Consider the following 26,764-nt stretch of genomic DNA (forward strand, 5'->3'; position numbering starts at 1 on the left):
ATAGCCAGCTCAACAGTGGCATGACGCTCGACGGGTTCAAGGCGATCTTCTTCTGGGAATATCTCCACCGCGCGCTGGCACGGACGATCGGCGCGGCGTTCGCGATTCCGCTAGTATGGTTCGCAGTGCGCCGGGCGATTCCGGTCGGCTATGGCTGGCGACTCGGCGCGCTGCTGGCGCTCGGTGCGCTTCAGGGCGCTGTCGGCTGGTGGATGGTGAAGTCCGGGCTATCCGTTCGCACCGACGTCAGCCACATTCGTCTGGCGGTCCATCTGATGACCGCGCTCGTCACGCTCGCCGGCATCGTCTGGACGGCGCTGGACCTGATCGCACTCCACCGCTCGAAGCTTGCGGCGCCAGCCCGCCTCATGCCGATCGCGATCACTGCGTTTGCGCTGCTGTTCGTTCAGCTGGTCTATGGCGCGTTCACCGCAGGGCTCGACGCTGGTTATGCCTTTGCAAGCTGGCCGCTGATGGGTGACAGCCTATTCCCGGGCGGCGTCCCGATGCTGTCACCCGGCTGGATCAACGCGGTCGACAACCCGATCGTCGTGCAGTTCATTCACCGGTGGCTCGCTTTCGCAACCGCTGCCGGGCTCGTCTGGCTCGCGGTCCGCGCGACGCAGCACGGTTCGCGCGCCGGCTTCTGGGTGGTCGGGCTCGTCACGCTGCAGGTCTTTCTGGGGATCGCGACGCTTATGACCGGCGTCGCCATCCATGTCGCGGTCGCGCATCAGGCCAACGCCGCGCTGTTGCTGATCGCCACGGTATTTGCCGCGCACCGCCTCGGCAATCCGTCCAAGGTATCATGATACCCGCCATGAAACCGGCGGAAAGCTTGACTTAAACACCCCTTTTCGCCATTGCCGCCTCGTTAGCGCCGTCCGTCGTGGCGGCGCATATCGTTTCAGCAAAGGTCTCAGCCCCATGAAGGCGCTCATGAAGACCACCAAGTCGGCCAAGCCGCACGAGGTGGAGAAGAAATGGCATATCGTTGATGCCGAGGATCTGGTGGTCGGTCGCGCAGCGTCGATCATCGCCAACGTCCTGCGCGGCAAGCACAAGACGTCGTTCACCCCGCATGTCGATTGCGGTGACAACGTCGTCGTGATCAATGCCGACAAGATCCGCTTCACCGGCAACAAGGCCGCGAAGAAGGTCTATTACAAGCACACCGGTTATGCCGGCGGCATCAAGGGCATCACTGCCGCCAAGGTTCTCGACGGCCGCTTCCCGGAGCGCGTTCTCGAAAAGGCCGTTGAGCGCATGATCCCGCGCGGCCCGCTTGGCCGTGAGCAGATGCGCAACCTGCGTATCTTCAAGGGTACCGAGCATCCGCATGAGGCGCAGAACCCCGAGGTTCTCGACATCGCCAGCATGAATCGCAAGAACAAGGTGGGTGCGTAAATGACCGACAACCGCCAGTCGCTCGCCGATCTCGCGAGCCTGACCAACCAGCCCGCACCGGCTGCTCCGGCCGCACAGTCGCTGCCGACCAGCGAAGGCGACATCGCAGCGCCCGTCTCGAACGAGCCGGTCCGCGAGCCTATGCCGCTCCGCGAGCAGATCCTCGACAAGCAGGGTCGCGCCTATGCGACCGGCCGTCGCAAGGACGCCGTCGCCCGCGTCTGGGTCAAGCCCGGCACCGGCAAGATCACGATCAACGGTCGTGACCAGGAAGTGTATTTCGCACGTCCGACGTTGCGTCTCGTCATCAACCAGGTGTTCGGTATCACCGAGCGCGAAGGTCAGTATGACGTCGTCTGCACCGTCAAGGGTGGTGGCCTTTCGGGTCAGGCCGGCGCGGTCAAGCATGGCATCAGCCAGGCGCTGACCCGCTTCGAGCCGGTGCTGCGTGCATCGGTCAAGGCTGCAGGCTTCCTGACGCGCGACAGCCGCGTCGTCGAGCGTAAGAAGTACGGCAAGGCGAAGGCCCGTCGTAGCTTCCAGTTCTCAAAGCGCTAAACGCTTTACCGAACTACGAAAGAGGCGGTCCGGGTTTTCCCGGGCCGCCTTTTTTCATGCCTGCGCTACATTCGCACGACGCGGGTGCCGATCCGTGCGGCCTCGTCGGGGTCGTGGGTCACCATCAGGATCGGCAGGCGCATCGTATCGCGCAGATGCTCGATCACGCGGACGATCTCCTCGCGGCGCGGTCGGTCGAGCGACGCCAGCGGCTCGTCGAGCAGCAGGAAGCGCGGGTTGCTGAGCAATGCCCGTCCGATCGCCACACGCTGCGCTTCGCCGCCCGATAGCGACCGCGGCCAGCGGTCGAGCAGATGCGCGATCCCCAGGAAGCCGATCCGCTCCTCGAACCCCGACGTGTCGCGGCCGGCGCCGTAAAGCAGGTTAGCGCGCACCTTCAGATGCGGGAAAAGCCGCGCTTCCTGAAACACATAGCCCGCACGGCGGTGTTCCGGTGGCAGGTTGATGCCCTCCCCGAACAGCGTGACGCCATCGACGACGATGCGGCCCTGGTCCGGCGTGAGCAGCCCGGCGACCATCTTCAGGATGCTGGTCTTGCCGACGCCGGACGGTCCGAACAGCACCGTCGCGCCGTCGCCCGCCGCCAGCGTCAGCGCGACCGCGGCATCGCCCAGACGCTTGCGGACGTCGATTTCAAAGGACATGCAGCCCCCTGCCCGCGCGCCGCGTCAGCAGTTCGGACGCGACCAGTGCGATCAGCGATAGCGCGACCGAAATCGCCGAGAGCCGCCATACCAGCATCTCCGCGCCCGGCTGCTGAAGTGCCGAATAGATCGCCAGCGGCAGCGTCTGCGTCTCGCCCGGCACGTTGGAGACGAAGGTGATCGTCGCACCGAACTCGCCGATCGATCGCGCAAAGCCCAGCACCGCGCCCGCGAGCACGCCCGGTACGCTCAGCGGCAGCGTGACCGTCCAGAACACCCGCCACGGCCCCGCGCCCAGCGTCCGCGCCGCACTCTCAAGCCTTGCATCGACCGCCTCGATCGACAGCCGCATCGCGCGCACCATCAGCGGCAGTGCCATGACCCCCGCTGCGATCGCCGCACCGGTCCAACGGAAAAGTACGCTGACCCCGAACCACGACTGCAGCCACCCGCCGACCGGCCCGTTCGGCGCAAAGGCGAGCAGCAGCAGCCACCCCGTCACGACCGGCGGCACGACGAGCGGCAGGTGGATCACCGCATCGACGAGGATCCGCCCGGGAAACCGTACGCGGGCCAGCAGCCAGGCGAAGCCGAACGCGATCGGCAATGTGATCAGCATCGCGACGGCGCCGACCTTCAACGACAGACCGACGATCCCCCATTCCGCCGGTGTCAGGACGAACCCATCCGTCACTCAGCGCGCCGAAAAGCCGTAACGCACGAAGATCGCCTTGCCCTGACGCGATGTCAGGAACCGGCGGAACGCCTCGGCTTCCGGATTGCGCGACGTCGACAACCGGGCGATCGGATAGGTGATGGCGGGATGCGTCGATGCGGGAAACACGCCCGCGATCCTGACACGCGTCGATGCCTTGGCATCGGTCGCATAGACGATCCCCAAAGGTGCCGCGCCGCGCTCGACGAGCGCCAGCGTCGCGCGGACGTTTTCGGCGCGCACGACGCGCGGCGCGACCTGTTTCCATACGCCGAGCGCCTCCAGCGCCTCCTGGCCGTACCGCCCCGCGGGCACGGGCGTATCCGCCATCGCGAGTGGCCCCGCGGTCAGGACCCGCGCAAGCGCAGTGGGCGGACGTGACGGGATCCGCACCGTCGTCCCCGCCGCCGCCGCGACGACCAGCCGGTTGCCCAGGAACGTCAAGCGCGACGCAGGGACGATCAGGCGGCGCTTTGCCAGCTCGTTCATCCAGTCCTCGTCCGCGGACACGAACAGGTCCGCCGTCGCACCGGCCTCGACCTGCCGTGCCAGCGCCGACGAGGCCGCGAACGAGATCGTCGGGCGCACATGCCCCTTTGCCGCCCACGCATCGGCGGCCGCGGTCATCGATTCCTGCAGGCTCGCCGCCGCCAGCACGAGCGGTGCCGCGCGCTGCGCAGCGTCGGCGCCCGTCGCGACGCCGCCGACGGCCAGCATGGCGAGCAATACCGGATACTTCATCATGTCCCCTCAGGCCGCCAACGATCACGGCGCTATAATATGCCGCCCGCTGAACGCCACAACGGACATGGGGTTCATTCCGCCCCGGAGGGCGCCGTCACGCGCCCCGTCCGGGCAAGCTTGCCCCAGCCCACCATCGGTCCGCGCAGGGCCTGGGCGAGCGCCTTGAGCACGACATAGTACATGACCTGGCGATAGCCGATCCGCTGCGGAATCAGCAGCCAGAGCAGCCTCCACCGCTCGCGTCGCTCGAGTGCGAACGCGATCGTCGCCGCGAGCAGGTCGATCGCGGTGAAGATCAGCCAATAGGTCAGCATGGTCTGCAGATCATGGCTGCTCTGTGCCCAGCCATGCGCCGAGACCGCGACATAGGTCGTTGCGACACTGACGAGTAGCGCGAGGTCGATGATCGGCGAGATCGCCGCCAGCAGGATCTGGAACACGATCGCCTGGGGCAGCCCCACCCAGCCAAGCCCGCGCGGCTGGCTGCGGCCGATCGCCGAGCGATGCTTCCACAGGCACTGGAGCGTCCCGAACGCCCAGCGGAACCGCTGCTTGGCGAGCGCGCGCAGCGTCTCGGGCGCTTCGGTCCAGGCGATCGCGAACTGGTCATACTGGACCGTCCACCCCGCGCGCTGGATCGCGATCGTCAGATCCTGGTCCTCGGCCAGCGTATCGTCGGGATAGCCGCCGACCGCGCGAATTGCTGCCAGTCGCCACGCGCCGACCGCGCCCGGCACGACGGTCATCGCGTTCAGCCGCGCGAGCGCGCGACGCTCGAGATTCTGCGCGGTGATATATTCGAGCGCCTGCCACCGCGTGATCAGATTGACCCGGTTGCCGACCTTCGCATTGCCCGCGACCGCCCCCAGCGCCGGGTCGTCGAACCACCGCGCCAGCCGTGCGATCGTCAGCGGCTCGAACTGCGTATCGGCGTCGAGTGCGATGACGATGTCACCGCGCGCCGCGGCCATCCCGCGGTTCAGCGCACGCGCCTTGCCGCCGTTCGCCAGAGTCATGAGCCGCACCCGCGCGTCGCCGGCAAAGGCGGTGGCGACGGCCTGGCTCGTGCCATCGCTCGACCCGTCATCGATCACAATCACCTCGACCACGACATCGGTCGACGCCAGCACGCCCTCGACCGCGCGGACGATCACGCGTTCCTCGTTGAACGCCGGGATCATCACCGTGACGAATCGGGCCGGATCGATCGCCGGGAACACCGTCCGCAATTCGCGCCGTGCCTGGATCAGCGCCAGTGCCGACAGCGCGAGCGCACGAAGGATGCCGATCGTGATCGCGATCCCGAAGATCCAGCGCAGGCCGATTACCAGCCCACCCAGCGTGCTGAACAGCGCAAGATCCGCGACCGCCGCGACCCGGTCGCTCGAGGATATCACGGGCATCGCCGCATCGCGCGTCAGCCCGGCCAGCGCCGAGACGGGCACGAAGTGATAGCCCATCGCCTGCAACCGATCGATGATCACCGGCAGCGCCGCGACGGTCTGCGCGCGGTTGCCGCCCGCATCGTGCAGCAGGATGATGTTGGCGCTGCGTTCGGGCGATCCCTCCGCGACCTGTGCAATCGTGCGGTCGATGATCGCCGCGGTGCCCGGACGCTTCCAGTCGTCGGGATCGACGTGCAGGCCTACCGATACATAGCCGCGCTGCTGCGCCTCGAGTGCCGGCTTGATCTCGTCCGCGGTGCTCGGCTCGGCATCGCCGAAATAGGGTGCGCGGAACAGGCGGAGCGATCGCCCGGTGAACGCCTGGAACAGTCGCTGTGTCGTGTTGAGCTCGAACCCGACCTGGCGCCCCGATACCGTCGCCAGATTGGGGTGTGTATAGGTGTGGCTGCCGACCTCATGCCCTTCGGCCACCATGCGTTCGAGCAGGCTCCGCTGCGTCAGCGCATTCTCGCCCACCACGAAGAATGTCGCCGGCACGTGCTTGCGCTTGAGGATATCCAGGATCTGCGGCGTCCATTCGGCGTCCGGCCCATCGTCGAAAGTGAGCGCAAGCGCTCGCGGGCTGTAGCCCGTACGCTGGACGACGTAGGGCGAGGGCATGCGCGTGAAGCGGACGTCCGCGATCGTCCCGTCGGCAGCCGCGACCGTATCACGCAGCCCCGACACCGGCGTCGACCCGATCTTCAGGATCTCGCCATTGCCCTCGATATCGACATTCGTCCCGGCCGGGGTCATGTTGATCGCACGCAGGTCGGGCAATCGGCGATGGTTGCGCCCGAAGATCGACCAGAGCGCCGGATCCTCCGACCCAAGCCGCCACAGCGCGAAACTCTGCACCCCCGCCTTTTGAAGAAAGGCCAGCTCGTTATACGCGCTCGCCGCATCGAGCAGCCATACCTGATGCAGGGTCCCGCCATCGGCATAGGCGAAGCTGCTGGTGCCGCTGCCCTTGTCGAACGTCGGGACGGTGCCTGAATCGGATGCGGCCTGCCATGCCTCCTCGACGCCCAGCGCATCGCCGCCACGGTCATGCCAGTCATAGGCATAGGAGCCGAACGCGACGACCAGCTTGGAGGGGGCGACACCGCGCGCGGCATCCGCGACCGACCGTGCGAACCACCGCTGCGATGCGATCGGCCCGGCCGGTCCGCTCGTCTCATGCTCGTCATAGGCCATCAGGAAGATCTTGTCGGTCACGCGCGCATAGGCGCGCATGTCCCAGTCCGCACTCCCGACCGGCGCGGCGATCGCGACAACCCAGCCGCGCGGCGCGAATCGCGCCTTCGCCTCGGCAAGAAACAGGCGATAGTTCGCCTGCGCACCCGCGGGCAGGCTTTCGAAATCGAAAAAGGCGCCGCCTGCATGGTTCGCCGCAAGGAACGGGACCAGCCGATCGAGAAAGGCATGCCGGGCGCTCGCGTCCGCAAACAGCGCGGCGCTGCCCGCGCCGTCCCAGTCGCCGTCCTTGGCGTTCTGCACCATCGGCAGGATCACCGGGCGATGGATCGCACGATTGAGCACCGCGCGGCCCGCGACATCGCGGAACACGGTGATCCGGTGGTCGGCCCCGGTCACCGACACCCAGCCGGGAATGACCCAGTCGAGTTGTTCGACATGCCGGGCAAGGCTCGCCACGCTCGATTCGTCCCAGGGCACGTGGAAGGCGATGGCCAGCCGCGGGTTGGTCGCGCGCGGTGCCTGTCCGACGCCCCCCTTCGCACCCGCCTTGCCGGCGCCCGCGGTGGGGCCACCGAACAGCGCCTTGCCGTAATAATCGATGCTGCGCTGCGCCCGGCCGATCACGCCGCTATGCGGTGCCGGAAGACGGTGGAGACCGGGATGCTCGGGCTCGAACGGCAGCAACGGTGCCGCCGGGACCGCGCCGATCGACACGGCGAACACCGCCACCGACAATAAAACGAGCGCGACGAACGCGATGACACCCAATGCGAAACGACGACGACGCCGACCGCTAGCGTCGTAGAAAACAGGATGCAGTGCCATGACCAACGCTATCCGACCCCAGGATCGCGCGCCATGCACCACCATTCATGCCTGCAACCGATCGGGACAATGACAAATCCGTCACGTCAGCCTGAAAGAGAACACCCGATCAGGAGTCGTCGCCCATCCGCAGCGCGGCGATGAATGCCTCCTGCGGGATGCTGACCGACCCATATTCGCGCATCTTCAGCTTGCCCTTCTTCTGTTTTTCCAAAAGCTTCTTTTTGCGGCTCGCGTCGCCGCCATAGCATTTGGCGGTCACGTCCTTGCGCATCGCGCTGATCGTCTCGCGAGCGATCACCTTGCCGCCGATCGCTGCCTGGATCGGGATCTTGAACAGGTGACGCGGGATCAGGTCCTTCAGCCGCTCGACCATCCCGCGACCGCGTACCTCGGCGGTGCCGCGGTGGACGATCATGCTCAGCGCGTCGACCGGCTCCTCGTTGACCAGGATGCCCATCTTGACGAGGTCGCCCTCACGATAGCCAATCTGGTGATAGTCGAAGCTCGCATAGCCCTTCGACATCGACTTCAGCCGGTCGTAGAAATCGAACACGACCTCGTTGAGCGGCAGCTCGTAGGTCGCCTGTGCGCGGCCGCCGACATAGGTCAGGTTCTTCTGGATCCCACGGCGGTCCTGGCAGAGCTTGAGCACGCTGCCGAGATATTCGTCGGGGACGTAGATCGTGGCCTCGATCCACGGCTCGCTGATCGTTGCGATCTTGTTCGGCTCGGGCATGTCGGCGGGGTTGTGCAGCTCGATATGCGTCGTGCCCGCGGGATCGGGGTGGGTCAGCTCGATCTCGTACACCACCGACGGCGCGGTGGTGATGAGGTCGAGGTCATATTCGCGCGTCAGGCGCTCCTGGATGATCTCCAGATGGAGCAGCCCGAGGAACCCGCAGCGGAAGCCGAAGCCCAGCGCCGCCGACGTCTCCATCTCAAACGAGAAGCTCGCATCGTTGAGGCGCAGCTTCGAGATCGACTCTCGCAGCTTTTCGAACTCGGCGGCGTCGACCGGGAACATCCCGCAGAACACCACCGGCTGGACTTCCTTGAAGCCCGCCAGCGCTTCCAGCGCCGGCCGCTTCGCATCGGTGATCGTGTCGCCGACGCGCGTCTGCGCGACCTCTTTGATCTGCGCGGTGATGAAGCCCATCTCGCCCGTGCCGAGCTCGGTTAGCTGCTCGATCTTGGGGCGGAAACACCCGACCCGGTCGACCAGATGCATCGTGCCGGTCTGCATGAACTTGATCTGCTGGCCCTTCTTCAGGACGCCGTCGATCACGCGCACGAGGATGACGACGCCGAGATACGGATCGTACCAGCTGTCGACGAGCATGGCCTTCAGCGGTGCCTCGGGATCACCCTTGGGCGGCGGGATCTTCGTGACGATCGCCTCGAGGATGTCCTCGATGCCGATGCCCGACTTGGCCGATGCGAGCACCGCGCCGGACGCGTCGATGCCGATCACGTCCTCGATTTCCTTGCGGACCTTCTCGGGTTCGGCGGCGGGAAGATCGATCTTGTTGATGACCGGCACGATCTCGTGATCATGTTCGATCGACTGATAGACGTTGGCGAGCGTCTGCGCCTCGACGCCCTGCGCCGCGTCGACGACCAGCAGCGCGCCCTCGCAGGCGGCGAGGCTGCGGCTCACCTCATAGGCGAAGTCGACATGCCCCGGCGTGTCCATCAGGTTGAGGACGTAATCCTCGCCGTCCTTCGCGCGGTAAGCCAGGCGCACGGTCTGCGCCTTGATCGTGATCCCGCGTTCCTTCTCGATGTCCATGTTGTCGAGCACCTGCTCGGACATTTCGCGCGCGGTCAGGCCGCCGGTTTGCTGGATCAGTCGATCGGCGAGCGTCGACTTGCCATGGTCGATATGCGCGATGATGGAGAAGTTGCGGATGCGGGACAATTCGGTCGTCATGCGCGCGCCGTTAGCACCTCGCCGGGCTTATGCCAAAGCTTCCGCATCATCCGTGGCAACGGGGATCACAATCAGCGTCGCTTTCCCTGGTGCCGGATGTTCGCCGGACGCCCGCGCCGCTTGATCTCGCGGCCCGGCTTGCGCGCGCGTGCCGGTCCTGCGGCCCCCTTCCCCTCGGGCATTTCGAAGCGCAACGCGCCCGATACGGGGTTCGCCTCGGCGAGCTTGAGGTCGAGCATCTGCCCCTGCGCATAGACGTCGCCGCTGTCTTCGCCGACCAGCGTCCGCGCCGCCTCGTCGAAACGGAAATACTCGCCGCCAAGGTCGCGCACCGGCATCAGCCCGTCCCCGCCGATTCCCTCGACGGTCGCGAAGAATCCGAAATTGGTGACGCCGGTGATCCGCACTTCCATGATCTGGCCGACGCGTTCGGAGAGGAACGAGGCGACATAGCGGTCGATCGTGTCGCGCTCGGCCTCCATCGCACGGCGTTCGAGTCGGCTGATCGTCTCGCCGATCGCCTCCATCCCGGCTGCATCCTCGGCGGGCAACCCGCCTGCCCCCAGGCCATAGGCCGCGACGAGCGATCGATGCACGATCAGATCGGCATAACGGCGGATCGGCGAGGTGAAATGCGCATAGCTGCCAAGCCCCAGCCCGAAATGCCCATGATTGGCGGGGCTGTAATAAGCCTGGGTCTGAGTGCGCAGCACCTGCTCCATCACCTGTGGCCGGAAGTCGGCGTCGCCGATCCGCTCGAGCACATGGTTGAACGTCGCTGGCCGGATGACCTGCCCCAGCGCGAACGGCACCCCGAACGTCTCGAGATAATCCTTCAGCGCCATCAGCTTCTCGCGGCTCGGCGGCTCATGGTCGCGGTACATGACCGGCGCCTTCTTGCCCTCGAGCGCCTTGGCCGCGGCGACGTTGGCCGCGATCATGTAGTCCTCGATCAGCCGGTGCGCATCGAGCCGCTCGCGCGGTGCGACCGACATGATCCGCCCCCTCTCGTCGAGCACCACCCGCCGCTCGGGCAGGTCGAGGTCGAGTGGCGCGCGCGCATCGCGGGCCTTCGCCAGCGACGCCCAGCAGCCCCAGAGCGGCTTCAGCACCGTCTCGGTCATGTCGAGCGCCAGCGTCCCGTCGATAGCGGCCTGCGCCTCCTCATAAGCGAGGTTCGCCGCGATCCGCACCACTGCCCGGGTGAAGCGCCACGACTTGAGCGACCCGTCCTTGCCGATCACGAGGTGACAGGCGAGCGCGGCGCGATCCTCGCCCTCCTTCAGCGAACAGACGTCCGCCGAGAGGATCTCGGGCAGCATCGGCACGACGCGGTCGGGGAAATAGACCGAATTGCCACGACGTCGCGCCTCGCGGTCGATTTCGGACTTGGGCCGCACGTAGAAGCTGACATCGGCGATCGCGACGATCGCCTTCCAGCCGCCGGCATTGGCCGGATCCTCGTCCGCCTGCGCCCAGACCGCGTCGTCATGATCGCGCGCATCTTCCGGGTCGATCGCGACGATCGGCAGGTGGCGCAGATCTTCCCGGTCGTCGCCGAGCGGGAGCTGCGCGACGCGCTTGGCCTCGTCGATCGCCTCGATCGCGAATACGTCGGGGATGCCGTGCTTGTGGATCGCGATCAGCGAGAAACTGCGCGCGGCGAACGGGTCGCCCAGCTTGTTGACGACCCGCGCGGCGATCCGCGGCGGCTTGCCCGCCAGTTCGGCCAGCACCAGATCGCCCGGCGCGGCGCCGCCGGCATCGGCAACCGCGAACTCACGCCGCTCGCGCTTGTCGACGCCGGTCAGCCACAGCCGCCCCGCCTCCTCGCGCAGCACGCCCAGCACCTGTTCGGATGCCGGCGCGAGCACCTTCATCGGATGCGCGGTCCAGCCATTGCCGGCCTCCTCGGTCCGCGCGAGGATCCGCTCGCCGACCCCCAGCGCCCCGCGCTTGCGTTCGCGCACGCGCAGCCGCGGCGGTGGCACGCCCTCGGCCTCCCAGCGCTCGGGGACCGCCCAGACATTGCCGGCATCGTCGACGTCGGCGATCCGCAGCACGGTGACCTTCGGCACGCCGCCCATCTTGTGGAACGCGCGGCCGGGGGCGCTGTCGATCAGCCCCTCGTCCGCCATGTCCTTCAGCAACGCCTTCAGTCCGATCTTGTCCTGCGCACTCAGGCCAAAGCCCTTGGCGATTTCGCGTTTGCCCGCGGGGACGTCCGACGACGCGATGAAGTCCAGGATCTGCTGGCGGGTCGGAAGACCGGCTTTCGGTTTGTACATCCCCACCAGATAGGGTGCGTAGGGCGATGCGTCACCCGTTACCGGCAAGCCTTTGCAACACAGCGAAAATCAATCCTTGCGCCTGAACCCCATGAGCATATCATCACCGGATAAACATAAGGAGAGAGACAGTGACGACGCCGCTACGGCTCGAAGCCGATCCCGAGGACAAGAACCTCGTCATCCTGCAAAGCCTGATCTGCCTGTTGCGCGAGAAGAACATTCTGTCGCGCGCCGACATCGAGGAGCTTTGCGCCACGGTCCAGCGCCGCGCCGCCGAACCGGCCAGCGACCCGATGCCCTGCCAGAACGGCGCAGTGCGCGAAGCGGCGATCGAGGTCGCGCATATCGGCGACTATATCGGCCGTCGCTATGGCGGAAAGCACCGGCGCGCGTTCTGACCACGCGCCGACCTGTCGCGTCCTAGCCGCCGAGCTCCGCGCGTCGGAAGCACGTCGCTTCATGGTCGTTGACGATGCCTACCGCCTGCATCCAGGCATAGACGATCGTCGGACCGACGAACTTGAACCCACGACTCTTGAGATCGGCTGCGATTTGGGCCGACAATGCCGATTGCGTGACCAGCTTGGTACCGTCGCCGATCAGCACCTTGCCATCGGTAAACGACCAGCAATAGGTCGCGAAGTCCAGCCCCGCATCGCGCATCGTGAGGACCGCGCGCGCGCCGCCGATCGTCGACTCGATCTTGGCCCGCGACCGGATGATGCCGGCGTTCCCCATCAGCCGGGCGATGTCCGCCTCGTCGAAGCGCGCGACCTGTTCCGGGTCGAACCCGGCAAAGGCGGCGCGAAACGCCTCGCGCTTGCGCAACACGGTGATCCAGGCAAGTCCCGCCTGGAAACCGTCGAGCATCAGCTTCTCCCAGAGCGCGCGTCCGTCGCGTTCGGGAACGCCCCAGTCGGTGTCGTGATAGGCGCACATCAGCGGATCATGCCCCGCCCAGCCACAGCGCGAAGGGTGCGTCGTCACAAAGCATTCTCCAGGATGTCGTCGAGCGACGCATTGCGCACGCCCAGCCGGTCGAGCCGGGTCAGCATCGCCGACCACCAGTCATGGAACGCGCGCAGATCGGCGGCGTCGCGGACATAGGGCGTGTTGCCGGGGACGAGCGACGGTGAATGGAACGCGAAATTGAGCAGTTCGACCCCCTCGCCCACCGCGATCGTCACCGCCTCCAGCGCGGCGCCGATCGGCATGTCCTCCGGCGTCAACGCGACCCGCGACAGCAGGCCCAGTCGCGACGCGACACCGCGCGCATAGGGCACCCGCCCCAGCGCGCGATACAGTCCCGCACCGTGACCACGCAGCGCGCCGACATAAAGCGTCGACAACGGCACGCTGAGAAGCGCGCCCCGGCGGCAGGGACGCGGGTCGCTCGACGAAAAGTCTGGCCCGCCCTCGGCTGAATAGTCATAGCCGGGCCGGACCGAGCTATCGAGGCGATAGCCGAGCGCCGTGAGTGTCGCGAACGTGTCCGGGCCAACCCCGTAGCGACCGGCGCGATAGGCACGCGGGCGTCGACCGAACGCCGCAGCAATCGCGTCGGTGAGAAAGCGGAGCTTCGCGGCTTCGAGGCCTTCGGGAAGATTGCCCGCAAAGCTCATCGCCGGGGTCAGCGGCTCTCCAAAGGGCGGGTTGACCCAGGGGTGCAACTGCGCGCCGATCTCCGACCGGCCATCGGCAACGACGTCGCGCAGGATCTCGACGGCGGCGGGATCGTCGACGATCGGATAATCGACCAGACAGGTCAGCGCGACGCCCTGCTCGCGGAACCGCGCATGCGCGTCGGGGAATGCCGCCATCGCACTCGTCGAATGTCGCGTACGCTCGAACGGCGCGGTCCAGTCGAACTCCTCCTCGACATCGACGAACAGCGTGTAGCGCGGTGCGAAACCCGGACGCCAGACGATGGGGTCCGGCGGTGAAGCCAGCCTGTACCGCGCGTCGTTCACCGAAACCGGTCGAGAACGCGCTCCATCCGTTCGGCCGCGACGGCAGGTAGCGTGAGGATGATGTGTTCGGCCTCGAACGCCATGTGCCCACCCAGTTCGACCGCAAAATTCTGCGCCAGCCGCAGCGCAAATCCGGTACCCAGCAACGGGGCGCCATCGCGCTCGTGACCGCGGTCGTTGTCGATGCTCAGCAGGATGTTCGTGTCGTGCACCGCCATCGCGCGAGGCCGGTCAAAGCGCAGCGCCACCGTATCGCCGCAGCACAGGACCGCGACCATCAGCATCTCGTCCGCGCTGCAGGCCGATACGAGGGTCGCCAGCAGGCGCCCCACCAGCCGTTCGACCGCAAGGTCGTCACCGGCGATGTCGCAATGGGCCGCCGACGGATCGATGACGACCTGGGCGCCGCGCAACGCTGCCAGCGGCGCGAGGTCACGCACCACGCCGTCGAGCAACGGCAGGACGGGCACGATCGTCGGGCGCAGCTCGAGCGCATCGCCTTCGATCCGTGCCGCGGTATCCAGATCCTCGATCGCGGCCAGCAGTTCGGACGCCTGGCTCCGGATCATCGCCGCGCGTTCGCGATAGGTTGCAGGGACCGGGCCGAGCAATTCGGTCTCGATCAGTTCGGCGAAGCCCGCAATCGCATTGGTCGGCGTGCGCAACTCGTGCACCAGTTGCCGCAACGAATCGGAAACCGGCGACTTGGGCGCGGCCAACGGCTCCCCGAGCGACGCGACCTCGTCGCGGCGCGGCCGGCGGGCGGTGCCGCGAAACCCGGTAAACCGCCCCGATGCGGGATCGAAGGCCGGAACACCCGAAATACGCCATGCACCGGCAGCGCTCGACAGACCGCCAATCTGGAGCCGCGCCGCGTCGAAGGCGGAGCGCCGCCGGTAGGCGCCTGCCGCGACTCCGTCGATCTGAACCTCACCCTGAACGGCGGCATAGGCCAGCGAGGCGCCAACCAGCGCCGTGCGCGACACGCCGTCGACCCAGCGGATCACGCCCGTCGGATCGGTTTCGTAGCGGAAGCTGTCGGCAACCTCCGCGGCAAAGTCCGTCGCGTCAGGCACGATCCGGTCGCGATTGAACGCGTCAATGCGTTTGACGAGGTCGGAAATCTCGAACCGCTCGGGCTTCGCGACGGGCTCGGGCGCGACGTCGGTCGCCGGTACCGCCGCGTGGCGCAGCGCTTCGGCCACGACCGGCAGACCGCGCGCGATCGCGCCGAGCGTGACAAAGGGCGACGCGGTGCGCGGCATGGTCGGACACGACGGTGATTCCGCTGGAGCCTCGACGGCAGGGGCGGGCACCGCGTCATCGACAGAAAGCTGCACCTCTGCACCGGAGTTGATCGCGGGAGCATCCTCGGACGGCGCCGGATGATGCGCGAGGACGAAATCGGTCGATCCGAAACTCTCAAGACCGCGGCAGACGGGCTCGGGCAGATCTCTCCGATGCCGCAGAACGGATCGGCCCGCCGGGGTCAGCTGAGGCAGCAGAGCAAGCCAGTCATCCGCCGGCAGCATCGCGGTCCGCAACACGGGGGCGGCGATCGCCAAGGTGTCTTCGGCAAAAAACCCTACCAGTGCGACATCGGGCTTCGCAAACGCCAGCGCACGCGCGCTTGCCGCGCGAACCGTGTCAGGGACCAGCTTGCGCAGCGCCTGCAACCGGGCCAGCGACTCAGCATCGGCCGGGCTACGCCCGCGGCCGATCAGGTCGACCATCTGACGCCACGCCGATTGAGCACCGAAATCCGTGGCCATGTCGGCAGATAGCACGGTCTTCAGGCTGTCGTCGAAGCGCACGGAGTTCCCCGAATGGACGCTGCACCGCCTGCGTCATCAAGGTGTCATACCCCGACGCGGCCTTGGAAGGAACAACAGAATTGGCGTGCATGGTTATGCCGTGGCGATGTGGGACAATTGCGTTTCGCCGCAACAATCTTATCGCTATGGAGGGTCGATCGCCGTGTTTGACGCGTTTCATGGGAGTTACACGTAATGAGTTTTGACCGGATCGATCGTCAGATCCTGTCGCTTCTGCAGGCCGACGGTCGGATGACCAATGTCGACCTGGCAGACCAGGTCGGGCTGACCGCGCCGCCATGCCTGCGCCGCGTCCGAGCGCTGGAAGAAGCGGGCGCGATCCGCGGCTATCATGCCGACCTCGACGCCGGCCGCCTTGGCTTCCCGATCACCGTCTTCGCGATGGTCAGCCTGCGCAGTCAGGCCGAGCACGACCTAGCCGCGTTCGAAACGCATATTGCCGACATTCCCGAGATCCGCGAATGCCACATGCTCAACGGCGAGATCGACTTCATCCTAAAGATCGTCGCCGCCGACCTGAAGAGCTTCCAAGAAATCCTGACCACGCACCTGACCCCTGCCCCCAATGTCGCCAGCGTGAAGACCTCGCTGACGATCCGCACCGCCAAGGCGCTGTCCGGCATTCCCGTCACGCTCGACTAGACTCAAGCTCAACGCGGCATCCGCGGCGCCCCCTCCGACGCGGGGCACAAAAAAAGGGGACGGCATCGCTGCCGCCCCCTTTTCCATTCCTGCCACCCGCTCAGGCGGCGGGGGCGTTCATCCAGGCCGTCCAGAGCTGCGCCGTCTCCAAACGCGGCGTGGTCTTCACCGCTGCGAACGAGGTCGCGGCACCAGCCTTGTCGCCCGACTTCGCCTGCGCGATGCCGAGATGCAGGTTGACGTCGTCGGCATTCACACCGCCCTTGCTGAGCGCGAGGCGATAGAGTTCGATCGCCTTGGCGTAATTGTCCTGACCCAGATAGGCGTCAGCAGTGCCGGCAGCCAGCTTGCCATCAGCGTTGCTCGCAGCCTTCTTCTCGAGCCCGGACAGGGGGCCGTCGTTGCGGATCGCCGTGCCGGTATCCGCCAGCAGGGTCTTCGCCATGGTGTTGGTCGCAGGGATCTTGCCCGCAGCCATGCCTTCCTTGAGCACGGCCTGCGCCTCGCTCGGCAGACCGCGACGGTTCACGCTGTCCGCATATTCAAGATAGTCGTTCTGATCGGCGAGCGACTTGGTCTGGCGCATCAGCCGGAACAGGTCGATCTTCTGCGTCTCGTCGAGCGTGACGACGCCGTTCTGCTGAAGGCCGAACGTTACGATCACGTCGCGCCACGTCTTGGGCGAGGGATAGGCCACCGCGTATTTCTGCAGCCAGGCGAACGTCTCGGGCTTCAGCTTGGCGGCATTGGCCTTGCTGATCGCATAGCGATAGAAATCCTCGGGTGCCTTCTGACCGGCCGCGGTCGATGCCGTCACCGACGCGTCGAGATCGGCAAGGCCGCTCTTCACGTCGCCGCTTTCCATCTTCGCCTTAACGATCTGGAGGTCGAGGTTGGGATCGGTGAAGCCGAGCGCCTTGGCCTTCTGGAAATACTGGATCGCGACCGGATACTGCTTGCCGTTGAACGCGAGCGCGCCGCGACGATAGGTATAGCGCCCGCGCATGTCGGCAGGCGTGCTCGGATTGGCGATCAGCACGTCGAGCGGCCCGGCCAGGACCGTCTCGTTGATCGGAGCATTGGGGTTGGCGGCCTGTGCGGCGGCCAGCTTCTGCTGTTCCAGATCATAGCGCAGCGCGGCGCCGATATATTTGTCGTCGTCGGTCTTCGCGGCTGCGTCGATCTGCGCGAGCGCGGGCTCTGCGGCGGCGAAATCCTTCGCAGCGATCGCGGGCTGTGCGACCTGCGCGGCCTTCAGGACCTCGGGGCTCAGCTTGAGACCGCCCTTGGCCTCTTCCTTCTTGTCCTTGGCCATGGCCGGAACGCTAAGTGCCATGCCGTTCACCCCGGTGGCGAGCACCGCGGCCAGTGCGAGTTTCGAAATGGTCTTCATGCGGGAACTCTCCTCGTGCGTATCTGCGACTTGGCGCGACGCTATATGGGTGTGGCCGATTGCGTTCAAGCAAGCAGCGGGAATCAGGGTGAAGACACGCCTTATGTGTCCCGCGCACTGAACGCCGATTGAACGCGCCGGGTTGCACGGCTAGGTGACCCGCATGATCGCCGTCCTCTCGCCCGCCAAGACGCTCGACTATGAGACCGCCCTGCCCTCCGTCACCCCCACCCAGCCGCGGTTCGCCGACGAGGCGACGACGCTCGCGCATGCGGCGGCGCATCTGACGCAGAAGCGGCTGAGCGAGCTGATGCACATCTCGCCGGCGCTCGCGAAGCTCAATGCCGACCGGTTCAGCGATTTCGACACGCTGCCCGAACGCCCCGCGCTGTTCGCGTTCGCGGGCGACGTCTATACCGGGCTCGACGCGAAGACGCTCGACGAGGCGGCGGTGGACTATGCGCAGGATCATCTGCGTATGCTTTCCGGGCTTTACGGCCTGCTCCGTCCGCTCGATGCGATGCGCCCCTATCGGCTCGAAATGGGGACACGCTGGGCACCCCGTCAGAAGAAGCTAACCGACTGGTGGCGCGACCGGATCGCAAAGCTTCTGGCCGAGGACGTCGCGGCCGAAGGCTCGGGGACGATCCTCAATCTCGCCAGCCAGGAATATTGGGCGGCGGCCGATGGCAAGCTGCCTGCCGGGATCCGCGTCGTCGCGTTCGATTTCCGCGAGGGGGAGGCCCAGAAATTCGTCAGCTTCCACGCCAAGATGGCGCGCGGGATGGCGGCGCGCTGGATGCTCGAGCACCGCATCGACGATATCGAGGGGATGAAGGGCTTCGACACCGACGGCTATGCCTATGACGCGGCTGGCAGTACCGACGCGCAGTGGCGGTTCGTTCGCCGATGAGCAGCGCGGTCGTCATCGGCGCCTCGGGCGGGATCGGCAAAGCGCTGGAAGAGGCGCTGCGCGACGAGGGCACATTCGATGCCGTCCACGGCTTCTCGCGGTCGGCCGATGGTGATCGCCATCTGGACCTGGAGGATGAAGCGAGCATTGTCGCGGCTGCAACGAAGGTCGGATCGCCGACGCTCGTGATCGTAGCGACGGGCTTGCTCCATGCGGGCGACAAGGGGCCTGAAAAGGCGATGCGCGATCTCGATCCGGTGTGGATGGCGCGCAACTTCGCGATCAACGCGATCGGTCCCGCTTTGGTCGCCAAGCATTTCCTGCCGACGATGCCCAAGGCGGGGCGGATCGTGTTCGCGGTCCTCTCGGCGCGGGTCGGCAGCATCGGCGACAACAAGCTCGGTGGCTGGTACGGCTATCGCGCGTCGAAGGCGGCGCTCAACCAGCTCGTCCGCACGATCGCGATCGAGGACAAGCGCCGCAATTCGAGCGGCATCGTCGTCGGGCTTCATCCAGGCACGGTCGACACCGGCCTGTCGCAGCCGTTCCAGGGCAATGTGACGCCCGGCACGCTGTTCAAGCCGGACCGGGCGGCGGTCCAGCTGCTCGACGTGATCGACGGCCTCCGCGCGCCCGACAGCGGGAAGCTGTTCGCCTGGGACGGGGTCGAGATTACCCCCTGACCCGGGCCTTCGCCCGCCCTGAAGTCCGTCACCCCAGCGAACGCTGGTAAAACGCATCGTGCCGACAACCGGCAATCACCCGCAAATACCGATGAAACCTCTCCTCTCCCCGCGCGTACGCGTGCGCGGGGGTAGTAAGGTGGTCCCCCCTCGGCTAAGGTGTGTCATCGTACCGAAACAAGCCGAAAGCCTTCAGATTTGACCGACGAGACCATGCTCGCCGAACCCACCGGCGGCGAGCCAGCCGGCATTGCCACCATCTCGATCGTCGACGAGATGAAGTCGAGCTATCTCGACTATGCGATGAGCGTGATCGTCGCGCGCGCGCTCCCCGACGTCCGCGACGGCCTGAAACCCGTTCATCGCCGCATCCTCTATGGCGCGCACGAGAGCGGCTTCGTCGCGGGCAAGCCCTATCGCAAGTCGGCGCGTATCGTCGGTGACGTGATGGGTAAATATCACCCGCACGGCGACAGCTCGATCTACGACGCGTTGGCCCGCATGACCCAGGACTGGTCGATGCGCGTGCCGCTGATCGACGGTCAGGGCAACTTCGGCTCGATGGATCCCGATCCACCCGCGGCGATGCGCTACACCGAGGCACGCCTCGGCAAGGTCGCCAACGCGCTGCTTGGCGATCTCGACAAGGATACGGTCGACTTCACGCCGAATTACGACGGCTCGGAGCGCGAGCCGTCGGTGTTGCCGGCGCGCTTCCCCAATTTGCTCGTCAACGGCGCAGGCGGCATCGCGGTCGGCATGGCGACCAACATCCCGCCGCATAACCTCGGCGAAGTGATCGCCGCGTGCCTCGCCTATATGGACAATGGCGCGATCACGACCGAGGAACTGTTCGAGATCGTCCCCGGCCCCGATTTCCCGACCGGCGCGATCATCCTCGGCCGTGCGGGCGCGAAGTCCGCCTATGAGACCGGCCGCGGCTCGATCATCGTCCGCTCGCGCCACGTCGTTGAGGAGGGCAAGGGCGACCGTCGCTCGATCGTGCTAACCGAAATCCCGTTCCAGACCGGCAAGAACGGCCTGGTCGAGAAGATCGCCGAAGCCGCCAAGGACAAGCGTATCGAGGGCGTCAGCGACATTCGCGACGAATCGAGCCGCATGGGCGTGCGCATCGTCATCGACCTGAAGCGCGACGCGACCCCCGACGTGGTACTGAACCAGCTCTGGCGGCACACCCCCGCACAGTCCAGCTTCCCCGCCAACATGCTCGCGATCCGCGGCGGCCGCCCCGAGCTGCTGAATCTGCGCGACATCATCGGCGCGTTCATCACCTTCCGCGAGCAGGTTATCACCCGCCGCTCGAAGTTCGAGCTCGCCAAGGCCCGCGAGCGCGCGCATCTGTTGCTCGGCCTCGTCATCGCGGTCACCAATCTCGACGAAGTCGTCCGCATCATCCGCGGATCGTCGAGCCCCGCCGAAGCACGCGGCAAATTGCTCGCGCGCGAATGGCCGGTCGCCGAGATCGCGCCGTACATCGCGCTGGTCGAGGCGGTCGAGGACAAGCAGCAGGAGGGCATCTACAAGCTGTCCGAGCCGCAGGTCCGCGCGATCCTCGATCTGCGTCTCCACCGCCTCACCGCGCTGGGTCGCGACGAGATCGGCGACGAGCTGAAGACGCTCGCGGCATCGATCGCCGAACTGCTCCACATCCTCGCCGATCGCGCCAAGCTGTACGAGGTGATGCGCGGCGAGCTGATCGCGATCCGCGACGAATTCGCGACCCCGCGCCGGTCCGAGATCGCCGCGGCCGCGAACGGCATCGACGACGAGGATCTTATCGAGCGCGAGGACATGGTCGTCACCGTGACCATGCAGGGCTATATCAAGCGCACCAGCCTCGACACATTCCGTGCGCAGGCACGCGGCGGCAAGGGCCGCGCGGGCATGTCGACGAAGGACGAGGATGTCGTCACCGAGCTGTTCGTCACCTCGACGCACACGCCGGTGCTGTTCTTCTCGAACCTCGGCAAGGTCTATCGCTACAAGGTCTGGCGCCTGCCCGAGGGTGGCCCAGCAACCCGTGGGCGCCCGATGATCAATCTGCTGCCGCTGGCGCCGGGCGAGACGATCTCGACCGTTCTCCCGCTGCCGGAGGATCTGAGCGAGTGGAGCCGCCTGCACGTGATGTTCGCGACGCAGCGCGGGCTCGTGCGCCGCAACGCGATGGATGCGTTCACCAACGTGCCGTCGAACGGCAAGATCGCGATGCGCTTCGAAGAGGGTTCGGAGGACAAGCTGATCGGCGTCGCGTTGCTTACCGAGCATGACGACGTGCTGCTCGCGACACGCCTTGGCAAGGCGATCCGGTTTGCCGGCGACGACGTCCGCGAGTTCCAGAGCCGCACATCGACCGGCGTGCGCGGCGTGACGCTGAAGGGCGACGACGAGGTCATCTCGCTGTCGGTCCTTCACCGTGTCGGCGCGACTCCGGAAGAACGCGAGACGTACCTGAAGTTCGCCCCCTGGAAGGGCGAGCGCGAGGGTGATCACGGGATGGGTGACGAACGCTACAATGATCTCAAGGATCGCGAGCAGTTCATCCTGACGGTTTGCGAGAACGGCTATGGCAAGCTGTCGAGCGCGTACGACTATCGCCGCACGGGTCGCGGTGGTCAGGGCATCACCAACATCGACAATATCGCGCGCAATGGCCAGGTCGTGGCGAGCTTCGCCGCGGCCAAGGGCCATCAGCTGATGCTGGTGACCAACCAGGCCAAGCTGATCCGCACGACGCTTGCATCGCTGCGCGTCATCAGCCGTAATTCGGCCGGCGTGAAGCTGTTCGACGTGGCGAAGGGCGAGCATGTCGTTTCGGCCGCGCGGATCGAGGAAACCGAGGAAGACGCCGAAGTAAACTTGGCCGACGCAACGCCAGAGCTGGCGCCCGACACCGGCGCGACGATCGGCGAAGACACGGCGGCGGGCGATCCGACCGAAGGCCAGGAGGACGGCGAATGAGCCGCGATCCTATCGCCTACAAGGTGCTGACAGGCGAGCAGCTGGCGTCGCTGGAAAGCGGCAGCTTCGCCGGCGCGCCGGTCGATCTGGCGGATGGTTATATCCATCTCTCGACCGCGGCGCAGCTGACCGAGACGGTCGACAAGCATTTCGCGGGTCAATCCGACCTGTACGTCGCCGCGGTCGATCTCGAAGCGATCGGCGACGACGTGACCTGGGAGGAATCACGCGGCGGCCAGCTCTTCCCGCACATCTATAACGGTCCACTGCTGCTCGAGACGGTGCTGTCCTACAGCCCGCTCGAACGCGACGATGCCGGCCAGGTTAAGCTGCCCGTAGCCGGCTGAAGCCCTGACCATCCTCCCCCGCAAGGGGGAGGTGGCAGGCAGAGCCTGACCGAGGGGGCGGCAGCGACGACCGTCGTTCAGACCGCCCCTCCGTTACCCGATCACGCCGCCAGATCGCGCATCAACGGCGCATGCCGGTCGACCAGCACCGCACTTGCCTGGTTCAGCCCGACGACCTCGACCACCGCACCATGCCGCCGCAGCTTGGCGACCACATCGTCGAGCACGCCGACCGCGGTGACGTCCCAGAGATGCGCGCCCGTCAGGTCGATCCGCACATGCTTGGCCTCCTCGCGCAGGTCGAACCGGTCCGCGAAGATATCCGCGCTGGCAAAGAACACCTGCCCCGTCACGCTGTAGATGCGCGTATCGCTCGCCGCATCGTACTCGACCGCCACGTCCATCATCCGCGTGACCTTCCACGCGAAGAACACGCCGCTCAGCAGCACGCCCACCCCGACGCCGAGCGACAGGTCGTGGGTCGCAACCGTGACGACGACCGTCGCCAGCATCACGACGCTCGACACCTTGGGATGCCGCACCAGATCGCGCAGCGACCCCCAGGAGAAGGTGCTGATTGACACCATGATCATGATCGCAACCAGCGCCGCGACCGGCACCTGCGCGACCCAGGGACGCAACGGCACCATCACGACGAGCAGAAACACACCAGCGACCATCGTCGACAGCCGTCCGGTGCCGCCATAGCGGACATTGCCGACCGTCTGGCCGATCATCCCGCACCCGGCGATCCCGCCGAACACGCCCGCGGCGATGTTGGCGAGCCCGAGCCCGGTGCATTCGCGCGCCTTCGAGCTACGCGTCTCGGTCAGCTCGTCGACGACATTGGCGGTCATCATCGATTCGAGCAGCCCAACCGCCGCCATCGCAAGCGCATAGGGGGCGACGATGCGCAGCGTATCCCAGCTGAGCGGCACGTCGGGCAAGCCGAACGACGGCGGCGAATCGGGCAGCCGCCCGAGATCGCCGACCGTCTTCAGCGGCATCGGAAACCACATCGCGATTGCGGTCAGCACGACGATGCAGATCAGCGGCGACGGGATCGCACTCGAGATCCGCGGCACGAGATAGATGATCGCAAGCCCGCCCGCGATCATCGCATAGGCTTGCCAGCTGACCCCCACCATCTGCGGCACCTGCGCCGAGAAGATCAGGATCGCGAGTGCGTTGACGAACCCCGCATGGACCGAGCGCGAGACGAACCGCATCAGCACATCGAGCTTGGCGAGCCCGAACGCGATCTGCAGCATGCCCGCGAGGATCGTCGCGACGAGGAGAAATTGAAGCCCGTGCGCATGAACGAGCGCGGCAGCGACCAGCGCGACCGAGCCCGCCGCGCCAGAGATCATCGCGGGGCGCCCGCCCGCAAGGGCGATGACGATGCCGATCACGAACGAGGCGAACAGGCCGACTTCGGGATCGATGCCGGCGACGAAGGAAAAGGCGATAACCTCGGGGATCAGCGCGAAAGTACCCACCATGCCGGCGAGAATGTCACGCCGCGCGGCCGTCGGGCCGCTATACCACTCGGCGCGGTAACGAGAAAAAGCAGAAATTGTCATGGATGTGTCCGCATAGGACGCACGAACCGCGGCGACGCTTTCGGTCGCGGGTCTTCACAATGGCGTCGTTGCGTTGTCCGGCGGATCGGCGGCCGGAATAGCCACCCGGAATTGCACCGGGTCCAAGCGAATGCAGGCCTGCTAGCGGATACGGTGCTGCATTGCAACACGGCCTGCCACTGTGGTTCAACAACCCCGTCATCCTGACGCCCCCGTCATCCTGACGAAAGTCAGGATCCAGAGTTGCTAAACCGCGCCGTTCCTGGCTCTGGATCCTGACTTTCGTCAGGATGACGGATAAATGAGGTTCCCGAAAATCACGTAAACAGGTCCACCACCTCGACCCCCTCGCCCACCGCCTGCAACAGCAGGGTCCGGTGGCAATGGCAGGGGTCGCGCTCGTAACACAGCAGCGCGCTCGGCTTCTCCGCCGCGAGCGCGAGCATGATCGCCGCCTGCGCCTGCGCCTCGGGCAATTCGAGCTGTTCGTCATACACCGCGGTCAGTGTCGCGACGTCCCCCTTCTTGGCCGCATCGCGCCCGCGCTTAGGCGTCCCCAGCGCCTTCAGATGCGCATAATCGATCTCGGCTTCGCGCAACGACGCCGCAAGCGATGTCTTCGAGAAGCCCGGCCGACGCGACAGCGGCAGCGCGCGGACGTCGATCACCCGCTCGACCCCGGCCCGCGTCAGCGCCGCGAGAAAGTCCGTCATCGTGGTGGCTTCATAGCCGATCGTGAAGATCTTCATGAGGACGAAGTGGGATTGGACCGCTGACACGGCAAGCGTCCGGCGCTATCTGACGGCCATGACCCACGACATCCATGTTATCGGCGGCGGCCTCGCCGGATCCGAAGCCGCCTGGCAGCTCGCCGAAGCCGGCCTCAAGGTCCGCCTCTCCGAAATGCGCGGCAGCGGCGAAGCCACGCCCGCGCACCAGACCGACGGCCTCGCCGAACTCGTCTGCTCGAACAGTTTTAGATCCGACGATGCGGAGAGCAATGCGGTCGGCCTGCTCCATCAGGAACTCCGCACGCTCGGCTCGCTGATCATGCGTCAGGCGGATATCCACCGCGTCCCCGCCGGCTCCGCGCTCGCGGTCGACCGCGACAATTTCTCGAACAGCGTGACGGAGGCGATCGACCAGCATCCGAACATTACGCTCGTCCGCGAACGCATCGACGCGCTGCCCGACGGCCCGACGATCGTCGCGACCGGCCCGCTCACCGCCGCCTCGCTCGCCGCAGGGATTGGCGCCGAGACCGGCCGCGAGGCACTCGCCTTTTTCGACGCGCTCGCGCCGATCGTCCACCGCGACTCGATCGACATGGAGACGGCGTGGTTCGCCTCGCGCTGGGACAAGGGCGAGGGCAAGGACTACATCAACTGCCCGATGGACAAGGACCAGTATCTCGCCTTCCATCAGGGTCTGGTCGATGGCGAGAAGACGCCGTTCAAAGACTGGGAGAAGGACACGCCCTATTTCGACGGCTGCATGCCGATCGAGGTGATGGCGGAGCGCGGCGTCGACACGCTGCGCTACGGGCCGATGAAGCCCGTCGGGCTCGACAATCCCAAGACCGGGCGCTGGCCGCACGCCGTCGTCCAGCTGCGCCAGGACAATGCGCAGGGCACGCTGTGGAACATCGTCGGCTTCCAGACCAAGCTGAAGCATGCCGATCAGGTCCGGCTGTTCCGGACCATACCCGGCCTCGAGAATGCGGAGTTCGCGCGGCTGGGTGGCCTTCACCGCAACACCTTCATCCGATCGCCCGAGCTGCTCGACGCGACGCTGCGGCTGAAATCGCGGCCGAACATCCGCTTCGCCGGGCAGATCACGGGGTGCGAGGGCTATATCGAAAGCTGCGGCATCGGCCTGCTCGCGGGCAGGTTCGCCGCCGCCGAACTGACCGGCCAGACGCTGACGCCGCCGCCCTTTGCGACCGCACTCGGCGCGTTGCTCGGCCATATCACCGGTGGCGCAGAGGCCGAGACCTATCAGCCGATGAACGTCAATTTCGGGCTGTTCCCGCCGATCCCCGGCCGCACCAAGAAGACCGATCGCAAGCGGATGTACACCGATCGCGGCCGCGCGGCGCTGGCGGCGTGGCTCAACTCTCCTCAGACGACGGCGGAACCGGCGGACAGGCAGCCCGAGACGACGGCTTCCGCCTGACCGCGGTGGTGGCGAATTCGGGCGCGGTCATCGCGCCCGATTTGTCCGCATCCGCACCGGCGAACTTGGTCGTTGCCTTGACCGCCCATTCCTCGAACGACAGCCGCCCGTCGCCATCGACGTCGAGCTTCGTATAGGCCTTGCGCCGCGCGACCAGATATTCGTCGCGCGTCACCGCACCGTCGCGATCCTTGTCGTACCGCTGAAATCGCCGCTGTTCGCGCGTGGCATCGTTCGCGCGCGGTGCCATGATCGGCAGAGGATCGGTACCGCCGTCAGGCCGCGCCTGGGTCTGCGCTTGTGCAGTCGGTTGTGGTGCCAGCACTGGCCCGGATCGCACCTTGCCGCCAAAGCCCAGTATCGCCGCACCGATCAGCGCGATCAGCGCCGCGCCACCCGTCAGGTATCGCCACATCCCCGGTCTCCCCCGCCCCCGGACGTCCCCGTCCAGGCGCAAGGCT

At 66.4% G+C, this 26,764-nt stretch carries 23 protein-coding genes and 1 other annotated feature; of the genes, 10 read left to right on the forward strand and 13 right to left on the reverse strand.

The features are described from left to right. From ASE89_RS08670 to rpsI, 3 genes are all read left to right on the forward strand, one after another. Positions 1–812, forward strand: an 812-nt coding sequence (locus ASE89_RS08670; protein WP_236701679.1) for a COX15/CtaA family protein, incomplete at its 5' end; no start/stop codon positions are given. Between the two features lie 115 nt (positions 813–927). After that, positions 928–1,407, forward strand: a complete 480-nt coding sequence (rplM, locus tag ASE89_RS08675; protein WP_037530138.1) for a 50S ribosomal protein L13 — start codon at positions 928–930, stop codon at positions 1,405–1,407. Next, positions 1,408–1,965, forward strand: coding sequence for a 30S ribosomal protein S9 (gene rpsI, locus ASE89_RS08680; RefSeq protein ID WP_043157976.1), 558 nt, complete (start codon positions 1,408–1,410; stop codon positions 1,963–1,965). It begins immediately after the preceding gene. Between the two features lie 65 nt (positions 1,966–2,030). Here the strand turns inward: rpsI and ASE89_RS08685 are convergent, their stop codons facing one another. The 6 genes from ASE89_RS08685 to ASE89_RS08710 form a co-directional block, all read right to left on the reverse strand. Then, positions 2,031–2,630, reverse strand: a complete 600-nt coding sequence (locus ASE89_RS08685) for an ATP-binding cassette domain-containing protein (RefSeq protein ID WP_056676133.1) — start codon at positions 2,628–2,630, stop codon at positions 2,031–2,033. After that, positions 2,620–3,324 (reverse strand): molybdate ABC transporter permease subunit, encoded by a 705-nt coding sequence (modB, locus tag ASE89_RS08690; RefSeq protein WP_037530133.1) that lies wholly within the window; start codon positions 3,322–3,324, stop codon positions 2,620–2,622. Before modB ends, ASE89_RS08685 begins: the two co-directional genes overlap by 11 nt. Then, the gene (gene modA / locus ASE89_RS08695) at positions 3,325–4,086 is read right to left on the reverse strand and encodes a molybdate ABC transporter substrate-binding protein (protein ID WP_056676485.1); all 762 of its coding nucleotides are present in this window, start codon (positions 4,084–4,086) and stop codon (positions 3,325–3,327) included. Positions 4,087–4,160: 74 nt separating this feature from the next. Then, positions 4,161–7,559 carry a polysaccharide deacetylase family protein gene (locus ASE89_RS08700; RefSeq protein ID WP_056676136.1) on the reverse strand — a complete coding sequence of 1,133 codons (3,399 nt, stop codon included), beginning with the start codon at positions 7,557–7,559 and terminating at the stop codon, positions 4,161–4,163. A 109-nt stretch (positions 7,560–7,668) separates the two neighbouring features. After that, a complete protein-coding gene (gene lepA, locus ASE89_RS08705; RefSeq protein ID WP_031395119.1) occupies positions 7,669–9,492 on the reverse strand; it encodes a translation elongation factor 4 in 1,824 nt (607 codons plus the stop codon). 71 nt (positions 9,493–9,563) lie between these two features. After that, a complete protein-coding gene (locus ASE89_RS08710; RefSeq protein ID WP_056676138.1) occupies positions 9,564–11,780 on the reverse strand; it encodes a ribonuclease R family protein in 2,217 nt (738 codons plus the stop codon). 131 nt (positions 11,781–11,911) lie between these two features. Between ASE89_RS08710 and ASE89_RS08715 the strand changes: the two genes are divergently transcribed. Then, positions 11,912–12,181 carry a hypothetical protein gene (locus tag ASE89_RS08715; protein WP_031439915.1) on the forward strand — a complete coding sequence of 90 codons (270 nt, stop codon included), beginning with the start codon at positions 11,912–11,914 and terminating at the stop codon, positions 12,179–12,181. 22 nt (positions 12,182–12,203) lie between these two features. On the opposite strand, the gene ASE89_RS08720 is transcribed toward ASE89_RS08715, so the two are convergent. The 3 genes from ASE89_RS08720 to ASE89_RS08730 are packed head-to-tail and all read right to left on the reverse strand — an operon-like array spanning position 12,204 to position 15,567. Beyond that, a complete protein-coding gene (locus ASE89_RS08720) occupies positions 12,204–12,770 on the reverse strand; it encodes a DNA-3-methyladenine glycosylase I (RefSeq protein ID WP_082451344.1) in 567 nt (188 codons plus the stop codon). Beyond that, positions 12,767–13,753, reverse strand: coding sequence for a polysaccharide deacetylase family protein (locus ASE89_RS08725; protein WP_236701680.1), 987 nt, complete (start codon positions 13,751–13,753; stop codon positions 12,767–12,769). Before ASE89_RS08725 ends, ASE89_RS08720 begins: the two co-directional genes overlap by 4 nt. Next, entirely contained in the window at positions 13,750–15,567 is a 1,818-nt protein-coding gene (locus ASE89_RS08730) for a histidine kinase dimerization/phospho-acceptor domain-containing protein (protein WP_236701681.1), read from the reverse strand. Before ASE89_RS08730 ends, ASE89_RS08725 begins: the two co-directional genes overlap by 4 nt. A gap of 195 nt (positions 15,568–15,762) precedes the next feature. Here ASE89_RS08730 and ASE89_RS08735 point away from each other — a divergent pair, with 195 nt between their 5' ends. Beyond that, on the forward strand, positions 15,763–16,230 hold the full coding sequence (locus tag ASE89_RS08735; RefSeq protein WP_031393257.1) for an Lrp/AsnC family transcriptional regulator: 468 nt from the start codon (positions 15,763–15,765) through the stop codon (positions 16,228–16,230). Between the two features lie 100 nt (positions 16,231–16,330). Here ASE89_RS08735 and ASE89_RS08740 read toward each other — a convergent pair whose 3' ends face one another. Next, positions 16,331–17,623: a hypothetical protein gene (locus tag ASE89_RS08740; protein ID WP_056676144.1), complete on the reverse strand. Its 1,293-nt coding sequence runs from the start codon at positions 17,621–17,623 to the stop codon at positions 16,331–16,333. 163 nt (positions 17,624–17,786) lie between these two features. Between ASE89_RS08740 and yaaA the strand changes: the two genes are divergently transcribed. From yaaA to ASE89_RS08760, 4 genes are all read left to right on the forward strand, one after another. Then, positions 17,787–18,536: a peroxide stress protein YaaA gene (yaaA, locus tag ASE89_RS08745; protein ID WP_056676147.1), complete on the forward strand. Its 750-nt coding sequence runs from the start codon at positions 17,787–17,789 to the stop codon at positions 18,534–18,536. After that, positions 18,533–19,219, forward strand: coding sequence for an SDR family NAD(P)-dependent oxidoreductase (locus ASE89_RS08750; protein WP_056676150.1), 687 nt, complete (start codon positions 18,533–18,535; stop codon positions 19,217–19,219). The genes yaaA and ASE89_RS08750 overlap by 4 nt, the downstream gene beginning before the upstream one ends. 198 nt (positions 19,220–19,417) lie before the next feature. Next, positions 19,418–22,198, forward strand: a complete 2,781-nt coding sequence (gyrA, locus tag ASE89_RS08755) for a DNA gyrase subunit A (RefSeq protein ID WP_056676154.1) — start codon at positions 19,418–19,420, stop codon at positions 22,196–22,198. Continuing rightward, complete coding sequence (locus ASE89_RS08760) at positions 22,195–22,545, forward strand: DUF952 domain-containing protein (RefSeq protein ID WP_056676157.1); 351 nt, start codon at positions 22,195–22,197, stop codon at positions 22,543–22,545. The genes gyrA and ASE89_RS08760 overlap by 4 nt, the downstream gene beginning before the upstream one ends. Before the next feature lie 101 nt (positions 22,546–22,646). Here ASE89_RS08760 and ASE89_RS08765 read toward each other — a convergent pair whose 3' ends face one another. Further along, a complete protein-coding gene (locus tag ASE89_RS08765; protein ID WP_056676160.1) occupies positions 22,647–24,128 on the reverse strand; it encodes a SulP family inorganic anion transporter in 1,482 nt (493 codons plus the stop codon). Between the two features lie 71 nt (positions 24,129–24,199). After that, positions 24,200–24,255 (reverse strand) — a sequence feature (sul1 is cis-regulatory element that is thought to sense ions involved in sulfur or methionine metabolism; They are found in Alphaproteobacteria). A 190-nt stretch (positions 24,256–24,445) separates the two neighbouring features. Next, the gene (locus ASE89_RS08770; protein WP_056676163.1) at positions 24,446–24,877 is read right to left on the reverse strand and encodes a DUF488 domain-containing protein; all 432 of its coding nucleotides are present in this window, start codon (positions 24,875–24,877) and stop codon (positions 24,446–24,448) included. A gap of 58 nt (positions 24,878–24,935) precedes the next feature. Between ASE89_RS08770 and trmFO the strand changes: the two genes are divergently transcribed. Beyond that, on the forward strand, positions 24,936–26,303 hold the full coding sequence (gene trmFO / locus ASE89_RS08775) for a methylenetetrahydrofolate--tRNA-(uracil(54)-C(5))-methyltransferase (FADH(2)-oxidizing) TrmFO (RefSeq protein WP_056407672.1): 1,368 nt from the start codon (positions 24,936–24,938) through the stop codon (positions 26,301–26,303). Here the strand turns inward: trmFO and ASE89_RS08780 are convergent. After that, on the reverse strand, positions 26,239–26,718 hold the full coding sequence (locus tag ASE89_RS08780; protein WP_056676166.1) for an EF-hand domain-containing protein: 480 nt from the start codon (positions 26,716–26,718) through the stop codon (positions 26,239–26,241). The genes trmFO and ASE89_RS08780 overlap by 65 nt on opposite strands. Positions 26,719–26,764: the final 46 nt, after the last annotated feature.

Source organism: Sphingomonas sp. Leaf30, assembly GCF_001422525.1.
GTDB classification, from domain to species: Bacteria; Pseudomonadota; Alphaproteobacteria; order Sphingomonadales; family Sphingomonadaceae; genus Sphingomonas; species Sphingomonas aerolata.